The following is a 20,840-nucleotide window of genomic DNA, read 5'->3' on the forward strand; positions in this document are numbered from 1 at the left end:
TCCGGGCGGCCCGGCGGTTTCGTCGTGCTGCGTGCGGGGCTCTTTGTCTAGTGGATCGTCGTGGTCGCGATCCTTGCGACGATGACGGGCATTTCGGGCCGGGTCGCACTTGCCAGAGTGCGGCGTCCGTGCGAGCGACCGCATTGTGTTGCCGTCGCGTCGGTCTTGCGCCGGCGAGCTCGCGAGACGGGTGACGGGCTGCACCGCCTCGATTGCGCGGGGCGGAATCGTGGGCCGAGGTCGGACGGAGAGTCGGATGGCCTGAACCTCTCGGTTTCAGGCGGTTCGACTTCCCCAAGAGAGGCCGGGCCAGGCGTGGTGCCGGTCGTTGTGCTTCGGTTGCATTGAGGTTTCGGAACGCGAGTTGCACTACGAACTTCTTTCAACGACGCTGGTGAATCATTCCCACCTCCGAGGCCCCGGAGCGGCGGTCGCTGCTCGGCTGTCGGGCCTGGATCCCGTCCCTCAACCGGGACGGGCCGGGGCGGTTCGAGCACGTTCAAACGCGGATGCGTTAGGAACGGATTTCCGTCACGATCGGAATTCTGCTGTCGTTGTGGTTTCGATCAAACCGATTTCATTGGTGGCGAATCGCAAGGGGCCTGGATCTGAGTCGGTCGCCCCTCGATCGCCCTGGCGTTCCCAGGCTGACGATCTCCTTGCCGGATCGACCATTTTCCCCGCCGATCAGGCCAGGTCGGGAGACCGGGCACGAGTGTTTGCGACCGAGAGGCCCGACGGAGCCTTCCGCCCTTCCGTCCCGTTCGGCGTGTCTGCCGACCGCCCGCGAAGCGGTGCAGTCACGGTCCGATCGGGATCGACGGCCGGGGGATTTTCCGTGCCTGTGAGCGCGGATCACTCTTCCCCGGTCGCGACCCATTGGCCGTCCTGGCGGCGATCGAAAGGGGTTCGAATTCCCTTTGAGCGCCAGCCTCGGCCTCGGGTTGGGTCTTGCGATGACTTCCAGGGTTACGCTCCGGGGCCTTCGTCGGCCCGATTGATCTTTGAGCATGGTTTGAGGGCGTGACGGTTTCTCCTTCCCCTGCTTGCTTTGCAGTTTTTCTCGAACTCACCACGAACCGACGACTGACACCGACGCGATCAACCGACATCGACCCGAGACAAACGACGACGTGTCCTGAATTGAACCGAACTGAAGCGATCGAGCGTCGAACGCTGACCGAACCGGGAATGAACCGAAACCCCAAGGGGGAACCTCCTTGGGAACGACCAGGCCCAGCGCGAACGTTTTCGAGCGGGCCGGATCGATGTTTTTGAGGACGAATGAACGACCAGACCAAGGACAGGCGCCCCGGCGCCGAGGGCCTCCCGATTGGGCCGATCGCCGATCGACCCGGGAACCTTCCCCGGCCGTCCGAGGCGCAGGCGTCCCGAGGGCCGATCGGCCCGGACCGTGACCTTCTGTCGCAACACCTTGCGCCTCGAAGGAACGGCTCCGGATCATCCCCCGATTTCCGACGCCAGGAGAGCAGCGTGGAACCGAGACGAAAGGCGCCGACGGGGATCGCCCAGAAAGTCGCTCGCGACTTCGCCGAGGGGGTCCGAGCCCGGGGCCGGGCCTACTTCGCCAAGGGGCGAGTGCTGGTCCGAGTGGATGGACCGGGCGAGATTGCCGCGAAGGTCCGCGGCACGACGAGCTACCGCGTGCGGCTCTGGCTGCGCGGCGATCGCCTGCTCGCCTCGTGCACCTGTCCGTACTTCGGTCCGGAAGGGGCTGGTGCGCCCTGCAAGCACATCTGGGCCACGGTGCTGGCGACCGACGCTCGCGGCTTGCTCGAAAGCGCCGAAGGCCGGCCGCTTCGGCTGCTGCCGGTCGGCCCTCCTCGACGCCAGCCGCCCACCGGGACGGCTCCTCCGGCGTTCGAACCGCCGCCGAATGGCCGCGTCAACGGACATGGTCACGGTCCGGGTCATGGTCATGGTCATGGTCCGGGTGCTGGCTCGGGCTCGGGACCGAGGCAGGGTTACGCGCCGCACGGCCCATCGGGGCACCGGCCCGGCCCTGGAGGAGGGGGCCAGGGGCGTCCGCAGCATCAGCATCCCAAAGGGCCGCATCGCAAGGCGGGTCAGGGACCGCTGCCGACGGGGCCGGGTCAGGGACCTGGTCCGGGTGGTGGACCTGGAGCCAAGGGGTACATTCCCCGGGCGGGCGTTCCGTTCGCCAAGGGGGGCAAGCCCCTGCCGAAAGGGCAACAAGGCCCGGGTGGCAAGGGGCAGATTCCCGCGCCTCAGAACAAGCCGAAGAAGACCAAGCGACGGCTCTACTACATCGTCGATGTGCCGGCGACCCAGGCTCAGGGACGCCTCGTAATCGACCTCGCCCGCCGCGAGCGCAAGCCCGACGGCAGCCGGGGGCCGCTCCGCCCCTGGTGGCACACACCGGCCACGGCCGCCTCGAAGGTGGATGTCGAGGACCTTCAGATCCTCGAACTGCTTCAGCAGGCGAGGGAATCGGGAGCCTCGGCCGGATCAGGGGCCGGTTCCTCGGCAGGAGGAGCGGGAGCGGGAGGAGGAGGCGTCTCTCGCGGGCCGGCCAAGCTGCCGGGAGCGATCCGGCGGTTCGCGCTGGCACCGGGCCGGCAGGTCGAGATCATCGAGAAACTCTGCCGGACGGGCCGCTGCCGATTGCGACGGACCGACGGCGAAGACGATCCGCCGGGGCTTCGCTGGGACGACGGTCCCCCCTGGCAGTTCTGGCTCGACGTGAAGCAAGATGCCGCCGGCAAGCGCTGGACCTGGCGAGGGGCCCTGCACCGCAAGCATGGCCGGATCGACCTGGCCGAGCCGTTGGCGATCTTGCCGGGCCTGTTGATTCTCGGCACCGGCCGGGCAGCCCGGTTCGACGACGCGGGGGTCCCGCAGTGGGTCTCCCGGCTCCGCGAGGAAAAAGAGCTGATCTTCCTCGACGTCGAGAAGCAGGACGCGATGCTTGCCTCGATCCTCGAAGAAGCGAAGCTCGGCCCCGGCGACCTGATCGAAGACCTGCCCCTGGAGACGATCCGGTCGGCCCCCCGGCCTCGCCTGGTCGCCCGGAGCCCGAGGCGCAACTACGGCGTCGAGGCCGATCGGGTACTCGGGCAACTGGAATACGTCTACAACACGACGGCCGTTCCTGCACAGACGACGGGCAACCTGTTCGTCAGCACGAGCAAAGGGGTGGTGATCCATCGCGACGTGCCGGCCGAGCAGGCAGCGGCGATCCGGTTGTTCGAGGTCGGCTTCCGGGAGTCGAAGGACCACCTGGTTGACCCCGGCACCCTGGAGCTGCCGGCCAAGCGGCTCGGCCTGGTCGTCCGCGAGCTGGTGGCCGAAGGCTGGCAGGTCGAGGCCGAAGGCGAGGTCATTCAGCCGGTCGGCGAGTTCAAGCTCTCGGTCACGAGCGGGATCGACTGGTTCGAGCTGGATGGCGCCGTCGATTTCGGCGGGCAGTCGGTCCCCTTGCCCGAGGTTCTGGCCGCCGCCCGTCGCGGGGAAGACCGGATCACCCTGGCCGACGGTTCGGTCGGCGTCTTGCCCGAAGACTGGATGAAGAAGTACGGGATGCTCGTCGATCTCGGCACCGAGAAGGATGGCATCCTCCGCTTCGGCTTCGCGCAGGCAAGCCTGCTCGATGCGCTGCTGGCCAGCCAGTCGAACGTGAAGGTTGATGAAGGGTTCCGCCGCGCCCGCAAGCAGTTGCAGGAGTTCGAGGGAGTCCGCGCGCTCGACGCTCCCGAAGGGTTCGAAGGAGAGCTTCGGCCGTATCAGCGTGAGGGGCTCGGGTGGCTCGACTACCTGGAGCGCTTCGGCTTCGGCGGGATCTTGGCCGACGACATGGGCCTGGGCAAGACAATTCAGGTGCTCGCCCTGTTGCAGCATCGGAAAGTGACCGAGAAGGCCGAGGGGCCGGCCCTGGCGGTCGTTCCCCGGTCGCTCGTCTTCAACTGGCTGGAAGAAGCGGCGAAGTTCACCCCCGAGCTTCGCGTGCTCGACTACACCGGCCGAGGCCGCCCGCAGATGCGGGAGACCTTTGACGACTACGACCTGATCGTCACCACCTACGGCACCGTCCGCACCGACGCGGCCGAGCTGTCGAAGATCGAGTTCGACTTCGTCATCCTCGACGAGGCTCAGGCGATCAAGAACGCGACCAGCCAGGCCGCCAAGGCGTGCCGCTTGCTCAAGGGGAAGCAGAAGCTCGCCATGAGCGGCACGCCGATCGAAAATCACCTGGGGGAACTCTGGTCGATCATCGAGTTCCTCAACCCCGGCATGCTCGGCAGCGCCACCGCCTTCAAGGGGCTTACCAGTGCCTCGGCCGGGCAAGACGAAGGGGCAAGGGCCGGACTGGCCAAGGCGCTCAAGCCGTTCATCCTGCGACGGACGAAGGCCCAGGTCGTGAAGGATTTGCCCGAGAAGACCGAGCAAACCCTCTACTGCACGATGGAGCCCGCCCAGCGCCGGATTTACGAGGAGCTGAAGGCCCATTATCGTCACGCTCTCTTGCGCAAGGGAACGAGCGACCTGAACAAATCCAAGATCGAGGTGCTCGAAGCCCTCTTGCGGCTTCGGCAAGCCGCCTGCCACCCGGCCCTGATCAGTGCCGAGCAGTATGGCGAGGAACCGTCGGCGAAGCTCGACATGCTCTTGCCGCAACTGGCCGAGGTGGTGGACGAAGGGCACAAGGCACTCGTCTTCTCGCAGTTCACCACCTTCCTCGGGCTGGTGAAGGACGCTTTGGATCAGGAAGGGCTCACTTATGAATACCTCGACGGTCGGACCCGCAACCGGGCCCAGCGGGTCGAGCGGTTCCAGAACGATCCCGACTGCCAGATTTTCCTCATTAGCCTGAAAGCCGGCGGTCTGGGCCTGAACCTGACGGCCGCCGAATATGTCTACCTGCTCGACCCCTGGTGGAACCCTGCGGTGGAGGCCCAGGCCATCGACCGCTCGCACCGGATCGGCCAGACGCGAAACGTCTTCGCCTACCGCCTGATCTGCCGCGACACCGTCGAACAGAAGATCGTCGACCTTCAGCAACAAAAACGCGAGCTTGCCGACGCGATCCTCAACGCCGATAACCGCTCGATCATCAAGAGCCTCTCGCGCGATGACCTGGAGTTCCTGCTCTCCTGAGGCTCGGGGGCCTTTTCCTTCTCAGGCCCCTGCCCTCCCGCTCGCTTCGGACGCATTACCATGTTCCTCCGCGAGATCACCCTCCGCAACCTCCTCTCCTTCGGGCCCGAGACGCCTCCCTTCGCGCTGCGCAATTTGAATGTTCTGATCGGACCGAACGGCTCGGGGAAGTCGAACTTCATCGAGGCGATCGGGCTGTTGCGTGCAACGGCAGGAGATTTGTCGAAGCCCTTCAGCGACGGGGTGGGCGAATGGATCTGGAAGGGAATGCCGGGGGGCTTCGCCCAGATCGAAGTCGAGGTCCGGCAGCCCGAAGCGCCGAAGCTGGCGAGGCACGCCTTTGCATTCGAAGAACGAATGGATCGGCTGAACATTGTGAACGAGGAGATTAGTGCGTTCAGTCCGGGCGGGTGGCGGGCGGAGCTTTATTCGAATGAAGGCCGGCTGACGATCCCGGAAGCGGCCGGGGGTGCGGCAGGGTTCTTCATGCGGCACTTCGACGCGGGCCAATCGGTGCTCTCCCAGATCGGCGTCTACGACCCGCTCGCCGTTGCCCTTGGGCATTCAAGGGCGAATTTGCTGGAGTTGATAAATCTCGAACGGTCGTATCGGGAGATCAAAATTTTCCGAGAGTGGTCGTTCGGGGCCCGGTCCCCCGTCCGGCAATTCCAGAGGGCGGACCAGAAGGGGGAGTTCCCGTCTGAGGATTTCGAGAACCTCGGTCTGGTCCTCAACCGGCTGAGGCACACGCCCGCCGTGAAGCGTCGCATCCTGGAATCGCTCCACGACCTGTACGACGGGATCACCGACTTCGACGTCTCGGTTTTCGGGGGGATGTTCCGGCTCTATCTCGAAGAAGGGGATCGCTCGATTCCCGCGTTTCGCCTCTCCGACGGTACGCTCCGCTACCTCTGCCTTCTGGCGATCCTCTGCCACCCGGAGCCCCCGCCCTTGATCTGCATCGAGGAGCCGGAGCTGGGGCTGCACCCGGACGTGCTGGTGAACCTGGCGAAGCTAATCAAGGAAGCGTCGGAGCGGACGCAGTTGATCATCACGACCCACTCGGAAATCCTGGTGGATGCGTTGACCTACTCGCCTGAGGACGTCGTCATCTGCGAGAAGGGGGAGTCGGGCACGGTGATGCGGCGGTTGGACCCGGACGACCTCGAAGTCTGGCTCGAAGACTACACGCTGGGCCAGCTTTGGAGCCGCGGCCAGATCGGGGGGAACCGCTGGTGAGGGTGGTCATCTTCTTCGAGGGGGGCGGGACCGGTCGGATCGACCGAGAGGTCCGACAGGCCTTCAAGCGGTTCCTCGATCGGGCTGGGTTTCGGGGGGGGATGCCCGCAGTCGTCCCGTGCGGGAGCCGCACGGCAGCCTTGAAGAGTTTCGAGACGGAATCGACACGCCCCGGCTCGGATGTCTGGCCAATCCTCCTCGTCGATAGCGAAGCCCCGGTCCTTCTCGAGCACCGGGAGAAGCCCTGGGATCACCTGGCCACGGTCGTCGTCGCGGGCGGTTCCGATCGCTCGAAACAACTGACGCGGCCCCACGAGGCGCGGAATGACCATGCTTTTCTGATGGTCCAGTGCATGGAGAGCTGGTTCCTGGCCGATCCCGAATGGCTCGCGAGGTATTTCGGCCAGCAGTTCCATGCCGGGTCGGTCCCGGCGGGCAATAATGTCGAAGGAATCGACGTGGCCCGCGTCATGGACGGACTCAAGAGCGCAACGCGGCATTGCAAGAAAGACAAACGGTACAGCGAAAAGACCAAAGGAAGGCACTCCTTCGAGATCCTCGCCGGGCTCGACCCGACGAAGGTCGAACGCGCCTCGCCGCATGCAAAGAGGCTGTTCGACACGCTCAGGGCAAAGGGCTCGGTTCGATGAGTCGCCGCAGGCTGGACCGGGCCATGCTGTCGGTTGTCGTGCCGGTGTACGACGAGGAGGAGGCGCTGCCGGAGCTGGAAAAGAGGCTGGCGAGCGCGGTCGAGGGGTTGGGGTTTGATCGCTTGGAATTTCTCCTGGTGTCGGACGGGAGCAGGGATGGCTCGGAGGAGATCATCCGAGCGATGGTCGCGCGTGACCCGAGGTACAAGGGGGTCTTCCTGTCGAGGAATTTCGGGCATCAGGCGGCGATCGGGACCGGGCTCGGCATGGCAAGAGGGTCGGTCGTGGCGATCATCGACGGAGATTTGCAGGACCCTCCGGAAGCGATCGCGGCCCTGATCGAGATGCTCGATCAGGGGGCCGACGTGGCCTATGGGGTGCGGACGAGGCGCAAGGAATCGCTGCCGGCTCGCATGGCGTATGCAACCTTTTATCGAGTGCTCAGGGCCGTCTCGGCGATCGAGATCCCGCTCGATTCGGGCGATTTCTGCTGCATGAGGAGGCCAGTCGTCGACGCCATGCTCGCCTTGCCCGAGCGGCGCCGGTTCCTGAGAGGATTGCGGGCCTGGGTCGGCTTCCAGCAGGTGGGCGTTCCCTACGAGCGGGCGGCACGGCACGCGGGAGCGCCGAAGTACACGCTTCGAAAGTTGATCGCGCTGGCGTATGACGGCTTGTTTTCCTTTTCAAGCCTGCCGATCCGGGTGATGCAACTCGCTGGGTTCGTGTTGTCGGCCCTGGCGATCGGGATTGCAATCTTCTACATCATCTGGTCCTTCCTAGCCCCCGAGCGGTTCCCGAGCGGGTTCGCCAGCCTAATCGTCTCGATCTGGTTCTTCGCCGGGGTGCAGTTGCTTTGCCTCGGGATCGTCGGCGAATACGTCGTGCGAACCTGTGATGAGTCGAGAGGCCGCCCGCAGGCGATCGTCCGCGAAGTGGTCGCCCACTCGAAGGAGGAGGGCGAACAGGACGATCCAGGGTCCATCACTTCGTCTCGGATGGATCATCATGCGTGAATCGTATGGCGCGGTCTATGCCCGGCTCTACAACGGGCACTGGTGGTGGCGGGCCAGGGAAGCCATCGTTCTGCGGACGATTCGCAAGGCAGGGCTGACTCCGGGGGAACATCGGGAGATTCTCGATGTCGGCTGCGGCGACGGCTTGTCGTTCCCGGCGCTCTCGGCGTTCGGCCGGGTGCGGGGGATCGAGGTGGACGAGCGGTTGCTCGACCCGAGCGGGCCGTACCGCGATCGGATTTTCACCGCTCCGCTGGGCGATTCGCGTTACGACGGCCCGTCGTGGCGGTTCGATCTGATCACGGCGCTCGACGTCTTGGAGCACATTGACAACGACCGTGCCGCGGCCGAGGCGATGGTCCGGATGCTTCGGCCTGGCGGCCTGCTGGTCGTCACCGTCCCCGCGTTCGAAACGCTCTGGGACGAGCACGATGAGATCAATCATCATTACCGACGGTACACGATCGGTCGGCTGCGGCGGGTGCTGAAGGGCATCGGTCTGGAATCGATCCGGTTGCGATACGTCTTCCGAGGGCTGTTCGCGCCGAAGCTGGCCGTACGCCTGGTCAACCTCGGGCGTCGGCGGAAGGTGGCGCAGCACGGCATTCCCTCGCCTCGGGTCAACGCGGTGATGCAACGGCTCTGCGAACTGGAAGACCGGGTGCTCGCTCCCTTGCCCGTTCCGTTCGGCACGTCGGTCCTGGCGGTCGCTCGCCGGGCGATTGGCGAGGTGCAGTGAGGTTGCGGAATCCGGTCGTCCCAGGGCCGATCCTGACGGCGAGGCCCGCCCTCTCGCGTGATCCGGCCTTTGACGACCCGGTCCGGCTCGGCAACAATTGAGACGCCGATCGGGGCAAACCCGGACCGGACCGAATTCCCCTCCCCTGACCGTTTGATCGCCGGCCAGATCCGCCGACTGGCCGTCGAAGGACGCAACCGGAGCGACCCGAACCGATGGCCGATCCCGAGTTCCGGCACGATGTCTGTGTGGTGGGGGGCGGCGGCCATGTGGGATTGCCGCTGGCGATCACCTTCGCCTCGCACGGGTTGAAGGTTAGCGTGTTTGACATCAACGCGCTGGCCGTCGAAACGGTGCGATCGGGACGGATGCCCTTTCTCGAAACTGGGGCCGAGGAGGCGCTCCGCGCGGTTATCGGCCAAACGCTGGAGGTGGGCACCGAGCCGGAACTGGTCTCTCAGGCCAGGCATGTGGTGGTGGTCATCGGCACCCCGGTCGATGAGCATCTCAATCCCACCTTTCACACCATGAGGCGCTTCTTTCAGCGGCTCATTCCACACCTGAGAGACGGGCAATCGGTCATCCTCCGCAGCACCGTCTACCCTGGCACGACAGAGAAGATCCGGGCCCTGCTCGATCGGTCGGGCGTTCGCGTGCATGTCGCCTTCTGCCCCGAGCGGGTGGCCGAGGGGAAGGCGATGGAGGAACTTGTCGTCCTGCCTCAGATCGTCTCCGGCTGCGATGAGCGGGCGGTCGAGGCGGCCTCGGAACTGTTCGGGACGATTGCGAAATCTCTGATCGTGCTCTCCCCGCTGGAGGCGGAGCTGACGAAGATTTTCGCGAACGTCTGGCGCTATATTCAGTTTGCGACCGCCAATCAGTTCTTCATGATTGCGGCCGATCATGGGCTCGATTTCTACAAGCTGCACGACGCCCTGACCCACGATTACCCTCGCATGGCCGGCCTCCCCCGGAGCGGGTTCGCGGCCGGCCCGTGCCTGTTCAAGGACACGATGCAGCTCTCGGCCGCCTACAACAACAACTTCGCGCTCGGCCATGCCGCGATGCTGGTGAATGAAGGGTTGCCGAACTTTTTGGTCAAGCATGCCAAGCAGCGTTTCGACCTGTCGACGATGACCGTCGGTCTGCTCGGCATGGCCTTCAAGGCCGAGAGCGACGACCCGAGAGAATCTCTCTCGTACAAGCTTCGCAAGCTGCTCGAAGCGGAGGCGGGAACCGTGTTATGCACGGATGAGTACATCACTGATCCGAATTTCCTGCCGGTCGAGGAGGTGGTGGCGCAGGCCGACCTGCTGTTCATCGGAGCGCCCCACCGAAAGTATCGGGAACTGGTGATTCCGAAGGAGCTGCCGGTGGTTGATGTCTGGAACCTGTACGGCCGGGGAGCCTTTCCGGAGTGACCCGAGCACGCCGAATGCCTTGAACGATTCGGCGATTCCTGGGACGATACTCCCAGAAGCCGGTGATTCCATCGCCCTGTTCGCACGCCAGAGACCGTCCGCCGTCGGACGTCTTTCGCCGCCGCACCGGCTTGATTGATGGAACGAAGGATGGCGCATCGATGAAAATCCTGGTCACCGGAGCCTCCGGGTTCATCGCCGGATACCTGGTCGAGGAGTTGCTGGAGGCCGGGCACGAGGTGATCGGCCTGGACAATGAGTCGAAGTACGGGCCGGTCGAGCACTCGTACGACCACCACCCGCGCTACCGACTGGTGCGGGGGGATGCCAAGGACGTTTCCTTGCTGACCGAATTGCTCCAGGGGTGCGACCAGTTTGTGGCCGGGGCGGCCATCATCGGCGGCATTTCACTCTTTCATGAGAAAGCGTACGACCTGATCGCCGAGAACGAGCGGATCACGGCGGCAGCCTTCGACGCGGCCATCGCCAGCTTTATGGGCGGACAGGGAGCGCTGCGGAAGATCACGGTCGTCAGCTCGTCGATGGTCTTCGAAAGCTGCAACGAGTTTCCGACCCCCGAAGGCGCCGAGCGCCGATGCCCGCCGCCGGCCTCGACCTACGGCTTTCAGAAGCTGGCGACCGAGTACTTCGCCAAGGGAGCCTGGGAACAGTACAAGCTGCCCTACACGATCGTCCGGCCGTTCAACTGCGTCGGGATCGGCGAGAAACGAGCCCTGGGCGATCATGAAATCATGTCGGGAAATGTCAAACTTGCCATGAGCCATGTCGTGCCCGACCTCGTCCAGAAGGTCTTGAAAGGTCAGGATCCGCTGCACCTGCTGGGCGATGGGCGGCAAGTCCGGCATTACACCTATGGCGGCGACCTGGCGCGGGGGATTCGCCTGGCGGTCGAGCATCCCGACGCCACCAATGAAGACTTCAATCTTTCGACCGATGTGTCGACAAGTGTGCTGGAACTGGCCGAGCTGATCTGGACGAAGGTCCGGGGCTCGGACGTGCCGTTCCGCTACGTGAGCGACCCCCCCTTCCCCCATGACGTGCAGCGTCGGGTGCCGGACGTGAGCAAGGCCAGACGCGTGCTTGGCTTCGAAGCGACGACGACGTTGTCGGAATCCCTCGACGAGATCATTCCGTGGATCGACCAGCAGATCAAGGCGGGGGGCATCTAACGGCCCCACCAACTCCGACAGGAGCCCTGGAATCGGAGCTCGACCGGCTCTACGCCAGCCGCTTCAGCAGCCGGGATCGGCAGGAGAAGGCCCGGCTCTGGCAGGTCCTTTGTCGGTCCTTCTTCGACCGTTACGTGCCGCCCGAGGGGGCAGTGCTCGATGTCGGGGCCGGTTACTGCGACTTTATCAATCATGTGAGCGCGCGTCGCCGGATTGCCGTTGACCTCAACCCCGACACGGTGAGGGCGGCAGACGCGGGGGTCGAGGTCTTCACGCACCCCCTGGAACGCCTCGATGAGGTGATCGAACCCGAATCGATCGACCTGGCCTTTGCCAGCAACGTGTTTGAACATTTACGAGGCCCCGATGCCTTGCTTCAGGTGCTCACCGCGCTGCGCAAGGTCCTCAAACCAGGCGGCCGGTTGATGATCATGCAGCCGAACGCCCGGGTGGTGGGTGGGGCCTTCTGGGACTTCTTCGACCACACCTTGCCCCTGAGCGAGAAAGGAATGACCGAGGCGCTCGGCATCGCCGAGTTCGAGGTGATCGAGTCTCGATCGAAGTTCCTGCCCTACACGACCAAAAGCCGATGGCCCCAATGGCCGATCCTGGTGCGGCTCTATCTGGCCCTTCCGCCGGCGCACTGGCTTTTCGGCGGGCAAATGCTCGTGGTCGCCTGCAAACCGGGAGGCTCGGCCGGAGGATCGCCATGACCACCGAGGCTGCGAGCGACTCCAGCCTGGCCGAGATCGACTTCGTCATGCCCGTCTACAACGAGGGAGCGAACATCGCTCGGGCGCTGGCCGAACTCGAAGAACAGGTGAAAATCCCCAAGCGCGTGCTTGTCGTCTACGACTTCGACGAGGACAACACCCTGCCCGAGCTTCGCCGCCTGGCCCCGGCGTATCCCTGGGTCGAGACGGTCAAGAATACCCTGGGCAAAGGGGTTCTCAATGCGATCCGGGCCGGAATCGCCGCGACGACCGCCGAGGTGGTGATCATCACCATGGCCGACCTCTCCGATGACCTCACCGTCGTGCCGGCGATGGTCCGGATGATTCGGCAGGACGGCTATGACATCGTCGCCGCCTCGCGCTACATGAAGGGAGGGCGGCAGATCGGCGGCCCTTTGCTCAAGAAAACGATGTCGCGCGCCGCAGGCGTCAGCCTCTACTGGCTCGGCGCCTTGCCGGTCCACGACGCCACGAACGCCTTTCGTGCCTATCGCCGCCAGGTCCTCCTCGACATCCCAATCGAGAGCCAGGGGGGCTTTGCCTACTCGCTCGAACTCACCGCCAAGGCCCATGCCGCCGGATGCAAAATCGGCGAGGTCCCCTCCACCTGGCGCGACCGCTCGGCCGGCGAATCTCGCTTCAACCTCCGCGCCTGGTTGCCGCATTACCTGAAATGGTACGGTTATGCGCTGACCCATCGGCCGAAGTCAACGCAGCGGTGAACGGGGATCGATCGGCATCGCGCTGACGCCAAGGTCGATCCCCGTTGCTGGTCCCTTTTCAGGTCTCGCACAAACAATCGCTCAGCGAACGATACGAGCATCAGGCTTGGCTTCCTGAAGCTTGGCGACGGCCTCGTCAGAGACCTCGGTGCCGATCAGGTAAAGCGTGCGCAGTTGCGGCAACTCGGCGAGGGTGGCGAGCCCGGCGTCGGTGACCTTCGTCTTGCTCAGGGAGAGCTCCTTCAACTCGGGAAGCTCCTTGAGATGCGTCAGGCCCTCGTCCCCCACCTCAGTGCCGGTGAGGAAGAGCATCCCGAGCGAGGGGAGTTCCTTCAGGTGTTCAAGGGCCGCGCCGGTCAGGGCCGGAGACATGATGGTCAGGGCAGTGATCCCCTTGATCTCCTTCAGCTTGGCCGCGGCCTCGTCGTTGAATTCCGGGTTGTCCACGTAAACCACCGTGACGGAAGGCAGCCCCTTGAGGGCGTCCAGGGCGGCGGCATCGCCTCGCCAGAGCTTCGGCAGGGTCACTCGGGTGGTCTTCGGCCCGTCGTCGGGGCCTTCGACAGCGACCCCCGCGCCCAGGGCTTCCAGGTCCTTGATGGCGAGCGTCAGCTCCAGCTCGGCGACCTTCTTCTCCAGCTCGGCGATCCTGGCCTTGAGCACTTCGGGGTCGTTGGGATCGGCTTCTTCCTGCGGCTTGGCCTCCTCGGCCGGCTTCTCCTCGTCCTGGGCGAACGCGGTCGTCGAGGCGATCGGAGCGACGATCAGGGCGAAGGTCATCGGCAGCAAGGCCAGCCACCACGGGGAGGAGGCGGATCGGGCTTCGGTGCGGCGAATCATGGGCGTCGGGCTCCCTTCGGGGGTCTTCGAGCGAGAGAATCGGTTGGATTGGCCCCGCTGTCTCGGGGGCGGGAATCGTCGAGGTCCGTCGGTGGGATCGTGCGGTTCCCGAAGTCCGGGCAATCCGCGTTGAGGTTCAGGCTACTGGCCCGACGGCTCCTCCGCAACGCCCGGCCCGTCGGCAGGGTGCTCCGACAGGTCCACGATCCACGCCCCCGGCACGCGTTTCTCAACCACCTGGCGGGCCATCGGGAACCACCAGGCACAGCGGTCGAGCACCTCCGAATCGGCCGACGCGACGACCGCCTCCGCAGGACCGGTGATCAACTCGGCGTCGGGGTTGAACGGAAGCTCCACCTCCCAGGCCCAGCCGCGAGCCGACGCCTCCTCGCGCAGAATCGCCGCCAGGCGACCGCTGTTCGACACCGGCCGGTCGAGCAGCCAGAGGCACGGGCCGACCCGCCACTCGGCCAGCGCCTCGCCGATCAGGTCAATCGCCGGCCGCGTTTCCTCGACCCGCCGATACGTGCCGTGCACCCCCGCCAGGTCTCGGAGCGAACCATCTCGGCCGAGCAGCAACGGCGCCCCTCCCAGCGCCGCCTCAATCGTCGTCAAGACGTTGAAGCCGTCGATCCGCAAGGTCCGTCCGGCGATCGTGTCGAGATCGAGCCGCCGGGCCAGCCGGCCCGTCCGCTGGGAGTCGGAGCAGGTCGACCGCACAACGGCCTTCCGCGAGCGATCGGGCAGCCGGTGGCGATCGCCGACGAGCTTCAGGCTCGACCCCTCGGCATAGCCCCGGCCCAGCAGCCAGGCCAGATCCGCCACCGCCTCACGAAGCGCTGGGATCGCCTCGGGAGCGAACAGCGAGGCGTCGCGCGGGTCGGCCCCACGGTGCGATCGGCGGTCGGGCATCGCGGCCATCCTCTCGCATCGAGACGGGCGGGCTGGTCCTTCCGGTCAGGTCCGGTCCCCCAAGAATCGCCCGTCGCCTCGAAGGCGGTCAAGCCCCGAAGGATGACGGGGATCGCTCGTCCCTCGGAAGGAAATCATCGGCACCGAACTTGCCGTTGGCATCCCCGATGGCAAATGCCGAGCCGGTCGACCACCCTCGATCCGGCGCTTCATCCTCATCGTAAGTGCGGGGAGTGTTGAGACACGATGGACGACACCGGAGAGACGATCCCTGACTACCAGGAGTCGCTTGCGGCGTTTCATCAGGCCTTTGGCGACGAGTTGCAGGCGATGATCGGGGCGTTGCCGATCAAGAACGGAAATCGGGTGCTCGACCTGGCCTGCGGCGACGGCCGATACGCGGTCTGGCTGGCCGATCGAGTCGGGCCGGATGGCCGGGTGGTGGCGGTCGATCTCAGCGGCGCGTACCTGACACTCGCCCGTCAGGTCGTCAATGAAGAGGACCCCGCGGGCCTCGTGCGCTTTGTCGAGGCCGACGTCTTCCGGGTCCCCCTGGAAGACGGGTCGTTTGACCTGGCCTGGTGTGCCCGGAGCCTGCGGAGCCTGCCCGACGCGGTCGAGGTGCTCCGCGGAATGGCCCGCCTGGTCTGTCCCGGAGGAGCGGTCGCCGTCCTGGAAGAAGATGCCCTGCATCATCTGATTCTTCCCTGGCCCGAAGACCTGGAGCTGGCCTTGAGACAGGCCGAGCTGGAGGCGTTGGCCGCTCAGATCGGCCGGCCGAGAAGCTACTACGCCGGCCGCCGCTTGCCGCAACTGGCCCGAGAGGCCGGCCTGGAACGGATCTCGGTCTCGACCCGAGCCATCGACCGCTGGGCGCCGCTTGCCGAGCCCGAGCGGGCCTTCATCGACCTGGAACTGGCCGCCCTGCGACGCCGAGTGACCAACCGGCTCGATCCCGAGATGCGCGAGGTCTTCCATCGCCTGGTCGATCCCGACTCCGACGCCTATCTGCCGGCTCGCCCTGACTTCACCATGACCTGCATCGAGCGGGTGGTGGTCGGCCATCGCCCCGCGTCCTGACCGGATCGGGCTGATGGAGCGCCAGGGCGAAAGTGCTCCCAAGCACCGCCCAATCACGTGTTTCTGGGTCATCACCGTCCGAGCAAAAGGCCGGTGAGGCAGAGACGCGGCGGAGGGAACCGTGTACAATCAAAATTACACGGCGGTTGGTTCCAGATGCTTCGATGCATGGAGGCGGCCGCAATGCACGTCTCGCGGCCCCGCGTTTCTCTGGATGGGGCTGCGTCCTGTCCGTCATTGGTTTCGTGTTCGACTTTTCCGAGCCGTCCGATTCGCTCTCCGACGCCGTTGAATGTCGGATCCCAAAAGGAGTTTCGATGATGCGCGGTCGTTATCCGTGCGGTGGGATGCAACGTCGGCAGTTCCTGGCGGGGGCCGCCGCGGCCGCCGCGGCATTGGGGGCGTTGCCGACCTTCGCCTCGGCCCAGCAGGCGCCCCGAGGGCGAAACCGCGGAGGGAACGCGGAGCCGGACGGAACGCTCGGCGTGCCAGGACCGTATCCGGGGCAGGTCATCGAGGCCCGCAACCCGGCGATGATTCGCGGCGGTGCCAAGAACCGCGAGGCGATCCGAGCCACCCTCGGCCGAGCCCTGACCGAGCTGACCGGCACCGATCACCCGGTCGAAGCCTGGCGGACCTTCGTCGAGCCGGGAGACGTGGTCGGCATCAAGGTCGTGCCCAACGGCCACCCGCAGCACCCGACCTCTCCCGAACTGGTCCTCGAAGTCATCGACGGCCTGCGATCGGCGGGATTGAAGCTGACCGACATCGTCGTCTTCGACCGCTACGAGTCCGAATTCCTTGCCGCCGGCTATCAGAACATCCTGCCCGACGGCGTCGCCTTCGGCGGCCTGACCCCGAAGGAAGGGGACGGCACCCAGTTGAAGCTCGACTTCGAGGGGGGCAAAGGCTTCTCCGGGTACGATCGTGACGAGTTCGTCGAGATGAACCTCGTCAGCTCCGGCCATGACCCGAAGGACGACCGCGCCTATCGCTCGCACCTCGGCCTGCTCGTCACCAAGCGCCTGAACAAGATCATCAGCCTCCCTTGCCTGAAGGACCACGGCGCCTCGGGCGTGACCGGCTGCCTGAAGAACATGAGCCACGGCCTGGTCAACAACGTCGAGCGGTCGCACTCGACCCCTGCGGCCAACGCCACCAACACGTTCATCCCGTCGATCGTCCAGCACCCGATCATCCGATCGAAGTGCGTCCTGCAGATCATGGACGGCATCCGAGGCATCTGGCAAGGCGGCCCGTTCGGCTCCAATCCCGATTGGGCCTGGGATTACAACGCTCTGCTCGTCGGCACCGACCCGGTGGCGATCGACCACGTCGAGTGGGACATCATCGACGCCAAGCGCACCGAGATGGGCGTCCCCGGCGTCGGCGCCGTCGGCAAGCTCGCGGCCGATCCGTTCAACCGCGAAGGCTTCGACATCCGCCAGCCGCAGCACATCGCCCTGGCCGGCAACCTCGGGCTCGGCTATTTCGACTACCGATCGCCGCTCGGCCGTCGTCGGTCGATCAACCACCGGGTCATCCAGGTCGGCTAGCGCACGGGTCGGAAGGCGCGACGTCCGCTTTCACCACCCTGATAGACTGTGCCGCGGACCCCTCACCCCGGCCCTCTCCCCGCGAGCAGCGGGGAGAGGGCGGACTTCATTAAACCCTCGTACCCGCTCGCGCGAGCAATATTTCCCTGCCTACTGCCTACTGCCTACTGCCTACTGCTTGGGTGGCCAAAGGCCAGGTGAGGGGGGCCGACGACCTCGACACGCAATTGGGAAACCGTTCGCATTAAATTCTGGTCATGCGATTACGCGTGCTGATTGCGGCGCAACTGATCTGGGTGTCCCTCGCCGGGGCCCTCTGCCGGGGCCTCTTGCCCAAGGCGATTGCCGAATGGGTCGAAGGCATTGTGGCCCCGACGTACCTGTTTGCCCTGTTCGGGTTCCCGGTGCTGGTCGTCCTCGCGGTGCGTCGGGAGCATTGGCCGGAATGGCGGTTCTGGCTGGTCGGCGTGACCCAGACGGCGCTGACGTTTGCCACCCTGCTTGCCGTTCTGCCGGCCGTCCAGTGATGCGGCTTCGCGCTGGTGGTCCGTTTGTCCCTTGACGCTTACCCTTCGAGCCGGGGTTTCCACCGTCTCGGGAAGACGTCGAAGGCCCCCTGGTAGGTTTCTTCCAGGGGAACCTCGACGCACCCTCGAGGCAAGAGAAACAGGGGCATGTCGGTCAGGCGATCGCCCACGGCGGCCGGCACGACGAAGGCACGGATCGTGTCGTCGGTCTCGTAGCTGGCGAGCGTCAGCGGGCGCTCCTGCTTCGGGATCGGGCGGCCGTCGATCGCTTCCCAGATCAGGGCGTGGATGCCGTTCGGGTCCCGGGGGCCGGGCGGCAGCAGGTCGAGGATCATCAGGTGGATCTTCTGATCGAGAAGAAAGGCCGCCTTGCGGACGAACTGCTCGATCGCCATCTGACTGTGTTTGTTCCCAGGCGAGACGACCTCGACAATCGCCACCACTCGATCATCGCTCACATGCCGAACCGTGACGCTCGCCGCCTTGCGCCGGTAGAACTCCATGTCGGTCTCGGCCGACGGGGCGAGCTTCGGCTCGGCCAGGGCAAGGCCCCCCACTCCCGGAGTCGGACCGAGGGCAGACCAGGAACCGTTCGAGCCGTCGGACTCGCCGTCCGGCGCGGCACCCTGGAGCGTCAAGACATCGGGGCCGAACCCGCCAGTCACCTGCTCGGCCATCGCGTAGTAATCCGGCGGCAGCATCCTGGCGTTCAGGGCACGATGGAGTTCCTCAACCCAGGAATGACGGAAATCGTGGAAGATCCCGGCCTCGACGCAGGTCCAGTCGTGAATCGGCATGGGGCACCTCCGGATCACTCAGATGATACCAAGGACGGCCAGAGGGCCGGCAAGGAAAGGGAACGGGCGCCCCTTCATGTTCCGGAGGCCGGGACCCCACGTGCGATCGACAAGGGCCCGCTCGCTCGCCTTGCGAAAGGATGTCACGCCGAGCCGTTGGTGCCGTATGCTTAAATGGGCCATGTCGTCGGTCGGAAGACTGGTTGACAAACTGAGACACAGGACGGGGTGGTGCGTTGCTTCGATCATGCATGGTGTCGTAAAATCGACCGAACCAGCACTTCTTCCCGATCGAATTCAATCTCAAGCGACGTGACAAAGGGTCTCCAACGTATCCGACGCGAGGACGGAGGGAGGAGCCTTGATGAGCAGTCTGGCGAGCAGGATGCGACAGTGGGCGACCGAGCAATGGGCTGCGCTGCGCGAGGCCCGTTCGTCCATCGTGGCCACGGCGTACGGCGTCAGTCTGCTGGTTCATCTGGCGATCCTCGGCATGCTGACGGTCGCCGGGATCTTGATGGGCCGCGAGGTCGCCCGCTCGATCGAGGCGTCGATCGTCGATACCGCCTTGCCCGATCTCGAACGGCTAGACGCCACCGAGCTGCTCGAAACCGACCTGGAGGCGACCCTCGACCCGATCCTCTCGAAGACCGCCCCGCGCTTCTCCCCTCGGATCGTTGAGGACATTGCCGAGCCCGACCCTGAGCTGCAGCTCGACCCCCTCTCGGTCGCGCCGTCGATGCTCTTGCCCTCGGCCACCACCCTGAGCACCCGCGTGCAACTGCGCGGAGACGGGGCCGAGCATGTCGATGGGGTTGAGGGGGCTGTCGATCGCCTCGCCCTGGAAATCCTCCGCCAGCTGGACAAGGGACGTGTTCTGGTCGTCTGGATGTTCGACGCCTCGGGCAGCCTGCACGCCGAACGCGAGCGCCTAGCCGAACACATCGGCAAGGTCTACGAAAACGTCCTGGCCCGGCCCGAAGGCTCGTTGGCCCACGAAGGGGGCCTGCTGACGATGGTCGTCGCTTTCGGATCGGGCCGCAAGGCGATGATCGACGAGCCGACCGACGACACCGCCGCAATCATCTCGGCCATCCAGGCCGTTCCGCTCGACGAAACAGGCGAGGAAACGACGTTTCAGACCGTGCTCGACGTCGCCCGCCGCTGGGGATCGTTCAAGAAGGAGAAGCAACCCTTCCGGACGATGGCGATCCTCGTCACCGACGAGGTCGGCGACGACGAGGAGAAGCTCGAACCGGCCATCGCCGCGGCGACCAAGGCGGACATGCCGGTCTTTGTGCTCGGCAACTCGGCCCTCTTCGGCCGGTCTGAAGGGTACACGGACTACACCGACCCGAAGACCGGCCAGTTCTACCGCCGCCTGCCCGTCCGCCAGGGACCGGAGAGTGTCGCCCTGGAACAGATTCGCCTGCCCTTCTGGTATCAAGGCCCGCAGCACACGGAACTCGACGCCGGCTTCGGCCCGCACGCCCTGAGCCGCCTGGCCGCCACGACCGGCGGCATCTACTTCGTCACCCGGATGGGCAGCAGCCGGCCGACCTTCGACCCCAGCGGCATGCGGGAATACCGGCCCGACTGGGTCAGCGCCGGCCAGTACCGCGCGGCCGCCTCTCGCAGCCCCTTGCGGTCGGCCGTCCTGGCCGCGGCCCAGATCACCCAGCAAAACCTGCCGGGCCAGCCCTCCCTGGTCTTCCCGACCGCCGGCACCCCGCAGTTCAAGGAGGCGATGGAACGCAACCAGACCATCGCCGCCCGGGTGATGTACACGGTCGAGGAAGCTCTCGGCCCGATCCAGTCGGCCTCCTCGTATCGCGACCGTGAAACCTCCCGGCGCTGGCAAGCGCACTATGATCTGATGAGGGCCCGCCTGCTGGCCGTCAAAATCCGATGCTACGAATACGACTGGGCCTGCGCCCAGATGAAGGTCAACCCTCGGCCCTTTACCAACGAGAAGTCCAACGCTTGGCGATTGGAGCCTGATACCGAGATCCACTATAGCCCCTCGGCCCAGAGGGCCGGAGAGGAGGCCCGCGAACTGCTCGAACGGGTCATGACCGAGCATCGAGGTACCCCCTGGGCCGTCCTCGCCCAGCGCGAGCTGCGCGACCCGTTCGGCTTCAAGTGGGTCGAGACCTATGTGCCCCCGCCTCCTCCCCCCTCGGACAACGCGGGAGCGGCCCGCAAGAAGAACCAGCCAAACGCCAATACTCCCCCGGCCCCCGTGCCCAAGTTGTAAGGAGCCCTCTGGCCCGGTAAGCTTGTG

The 20,840-nt window shown here is 65.5% G+C and carries 16 protein-coding genes; 13 read left to right on the forward strand and 3 right to left on the reverse strand.

Features of this window, described 5'->3' with window-relative positions; genetic code table 11:
• Positions 1–1,494 precede the first annotated feature (1,494 nt).
• The 9 genes from HG800_RS28020 (at position 1,495) to HG800_RS16510 (ending at position 12,844) form a co-directional block, all read left to right on the forward strand.
• A complete protein-coding gene (locus HG800_RS28020; protein WP_169977718.1) occupies positions 1,495–5,136 on the forward strand; it encodes a DEAD/DEAH box helicase in 3,642 nt (1,213 codons plus the stop codon).
• A 60-nt stretch (positions 5,137–5,196) separates the two neighbouring features.
• Positions 5,197–6,375: an AAA family ATPase gene (locus tag HG800_RS16475; RefSeq protein ID WP_169977719.1), complete on the forward strand. Its 1,179-nt coding sequence runs from the start codon at positions 5,197–5,199 to the stop codon at positions 6,373–6,375.
• On the forward strand, positions 6,372–7,025 hold the full coding sequence (locus HG800_RS16480; RefSeq protein WP_169977720.1) for a DUF4276 family protein: 654 nt from the start codon (positions 6,372–6,374) through the stop codon (positions 7,023–7,025). The genes HG800_RS16475 and HG800_RS16480 overlap by 4 nt, the downstream gene beginning before the upstream one ends.
• Positions 7,022–8,038 (forward strand): glycosyltransferase family 2 protein, encoded by a 1,017-nt coding sequence (locus HG800_RS16485; protein ID WP_169977721.1) that lies wholly within the window; start codon positions 7,022–7,024, stop codon positions 8,036–8,038. Before HG800_RS16480 ends, HG800_RS16485 begins: the two co-directional genes overlap by 4 nt.
• Positions 8,031–8,777 carry a class I SAM-dependent DNA methyltransferase gene (locus HG800_RS16490; RefSeq protein WP_169977722.1) on the forward strand — a complete coding sequence of 249 codons (747 nt, stop codon included), beginning with the start codon at positions 8,031–8,033 and terminating at the stop codon, positions 8,775–8,777. Before HG800_RS16485 ends, HG800_RS16490 begins: the two co-directional genes overlap by 8 nt.
• Positions 8,778–8,992: 215 nt before the next feature.
• Positions 8,993–10,198, forward strand: coding sequence for a nucleotide sugar dehydrogenase (locus HG800_RS16495; RefSeq protein ID WP_169977723.1), 1,206 nt, complete (start codon positions 8,993–8,995; stop codon positions 10,196–10,198).
• Positions 10,199–10,359: 161 nt separating this feature from the next.
• Positions 10,360–11,388, forward strand: a complete 1,029-nt coding sequence (locus HG800_RS16500) for an NAD-dependent epimerase/dehydratase family protein (protein WP_169977724.1) — start codon at positions 10,360–10,362, stop codon at positions 11,386–11,388.
• On the forward strand, positions 11,352–12,101 hold the full coding sequence (locus HG800_RS16505; RefSeq protein WP_169977725.1) for a class I SAM-dependent methyltransferase: 750 nt from the start codon (positions 11,352–11,354) through the stop codon (positions 12,099–12,101). The genes HG800_RS16500 and HG800_RS16505 overlap by 37 nt, the downstream gene beginning before the upstream one ends.
• Positions 12,098–12,844 carry a glycosyltransferase gene (locus tag HG800_RS16510; RefSeq protein WP_169977726.1) on the forward strand — a complete coding sequence of 249 codons (747 nt, stop codon included), beginning with the start codon at positions 12,098–12,100 and terminating at the stop codon, positions 12,842–12,844. The genes HG800_RS16505 and HG800_RS16510 overlap by 4 nt, the downstream gene beginning before the upstream one ends.
• 81 nt (positions 12,845–12,925) lie before the next feature.
• On the opposite strand, the gene HG800_RS16515 is transcribed toward HG800_RS16510, so the two are convergent.
• The gene (locus HG800_RS16515) at positions 12,926–13,684 is read right to left on the reverse strand and encodes a hypothetical protein (RefSeq protein ID WP_169977727.1); all 759 of its coding nucleotides are present in this window, start codon (positions 13,682–13,684) and stop codon (positions 12,926–12,928) included.
• Between the two features lie 141 nt (positions 13,685–13,825).
• The gene (locus tag HG800_RS16520; RefSeq protein ID WP_169977728.1) at positions 13,826–14,596 is read right to left on the reverse strand and encodes a DUF434 domain-containing protein; all 771 of its coding nucleotides are present in this window, start codon (positions 14,594–14,596) and stop codon (positions 13,826–13,828) included.
• Between the two features lie 246 nt (positions 14,597–14,842).
• Here HG800_RS16520 and HG800_RS16525 point away from each other — a divergent pair, with 246 nt between their 5' ends.
• From HG800_RS16525 to HG800_RS16535, 3 genes are all read left to right on the forward strand, one after another.
• Positions 14,843–15,676 (forward strand): class I SAM-dependent methyltransferase, encoded by an 834-nt coding sequence (locus HG800_RS16525; protein WP_169977729.1) that lies wholly within the window; start codon positions 14,843–14,845, stop codon positions 15,674–15,676.
• A gap of 317 nt (positions 15,677–15,993) precedes the next feature.
• Complete coding sequence (locus HG800_RS16530; protein WP_235963725.1) at positions 15,994–17,232, forward strand: DUF362 domain-containing protein; 1,239 nt, start codon at positions 15,994–15,996, stop codon at positions 17,230–17,232.
• Positions 17,233–17,489: 257 nt separating this feature from the next.
• Positions 17,490–17,759, forward strand: coding sequence for a hypothetical protein (locus HG800_RS16535; protein WP_169977730.1), 270 nt, complete (start codon positions 17,490–17,492; stop codon positions 17,757–17,759).
• Between the two features lie 38 nt (positions 17,760–17,797).
• On the opposite strand, the gene HG800_RS16540 is transcribed toward HG800_RS16535, so the two are convergent.
• Positions 17,798–18,556: a DUF4058 family protein gene (locus tag HG800_RS16540; RefSeq protein WP_169977731.1), complete on the reverse strand. Its 759-nt coding sequence runs from the start codon at positions 18,554–18,556 to the stop codon at positions 17,798–17,800.
• A 364-nt stretch (positions 18,557–18,920) separates the two neighbouring features.
• Between HG800_RS16540 and HG800_RS16545 the strand changes: the two genes are divergently transcribed.
• Complete coding sequence (locus HG800_RS16545) at positions 18,921–20,813, forward strand: vWA domain-containing protein (RefSeq protein WP_169977732.1); 1,893 nt, start codon at positions 18,921–18,923, stop codon at positions 20,811–20,813.
• Positions 20,814–20,840 lie beyond the last annotated feature (27 nt).

The sequence above is a fragment of the Tautonia rosea genome (genome assembly GCF_012958305.1).
Lineage (GTDB): Bacteria > Planctomycetota > Planctomycetia > Isosphaerales > Isosphaeraceae > Tautonia > Tautonia rosea.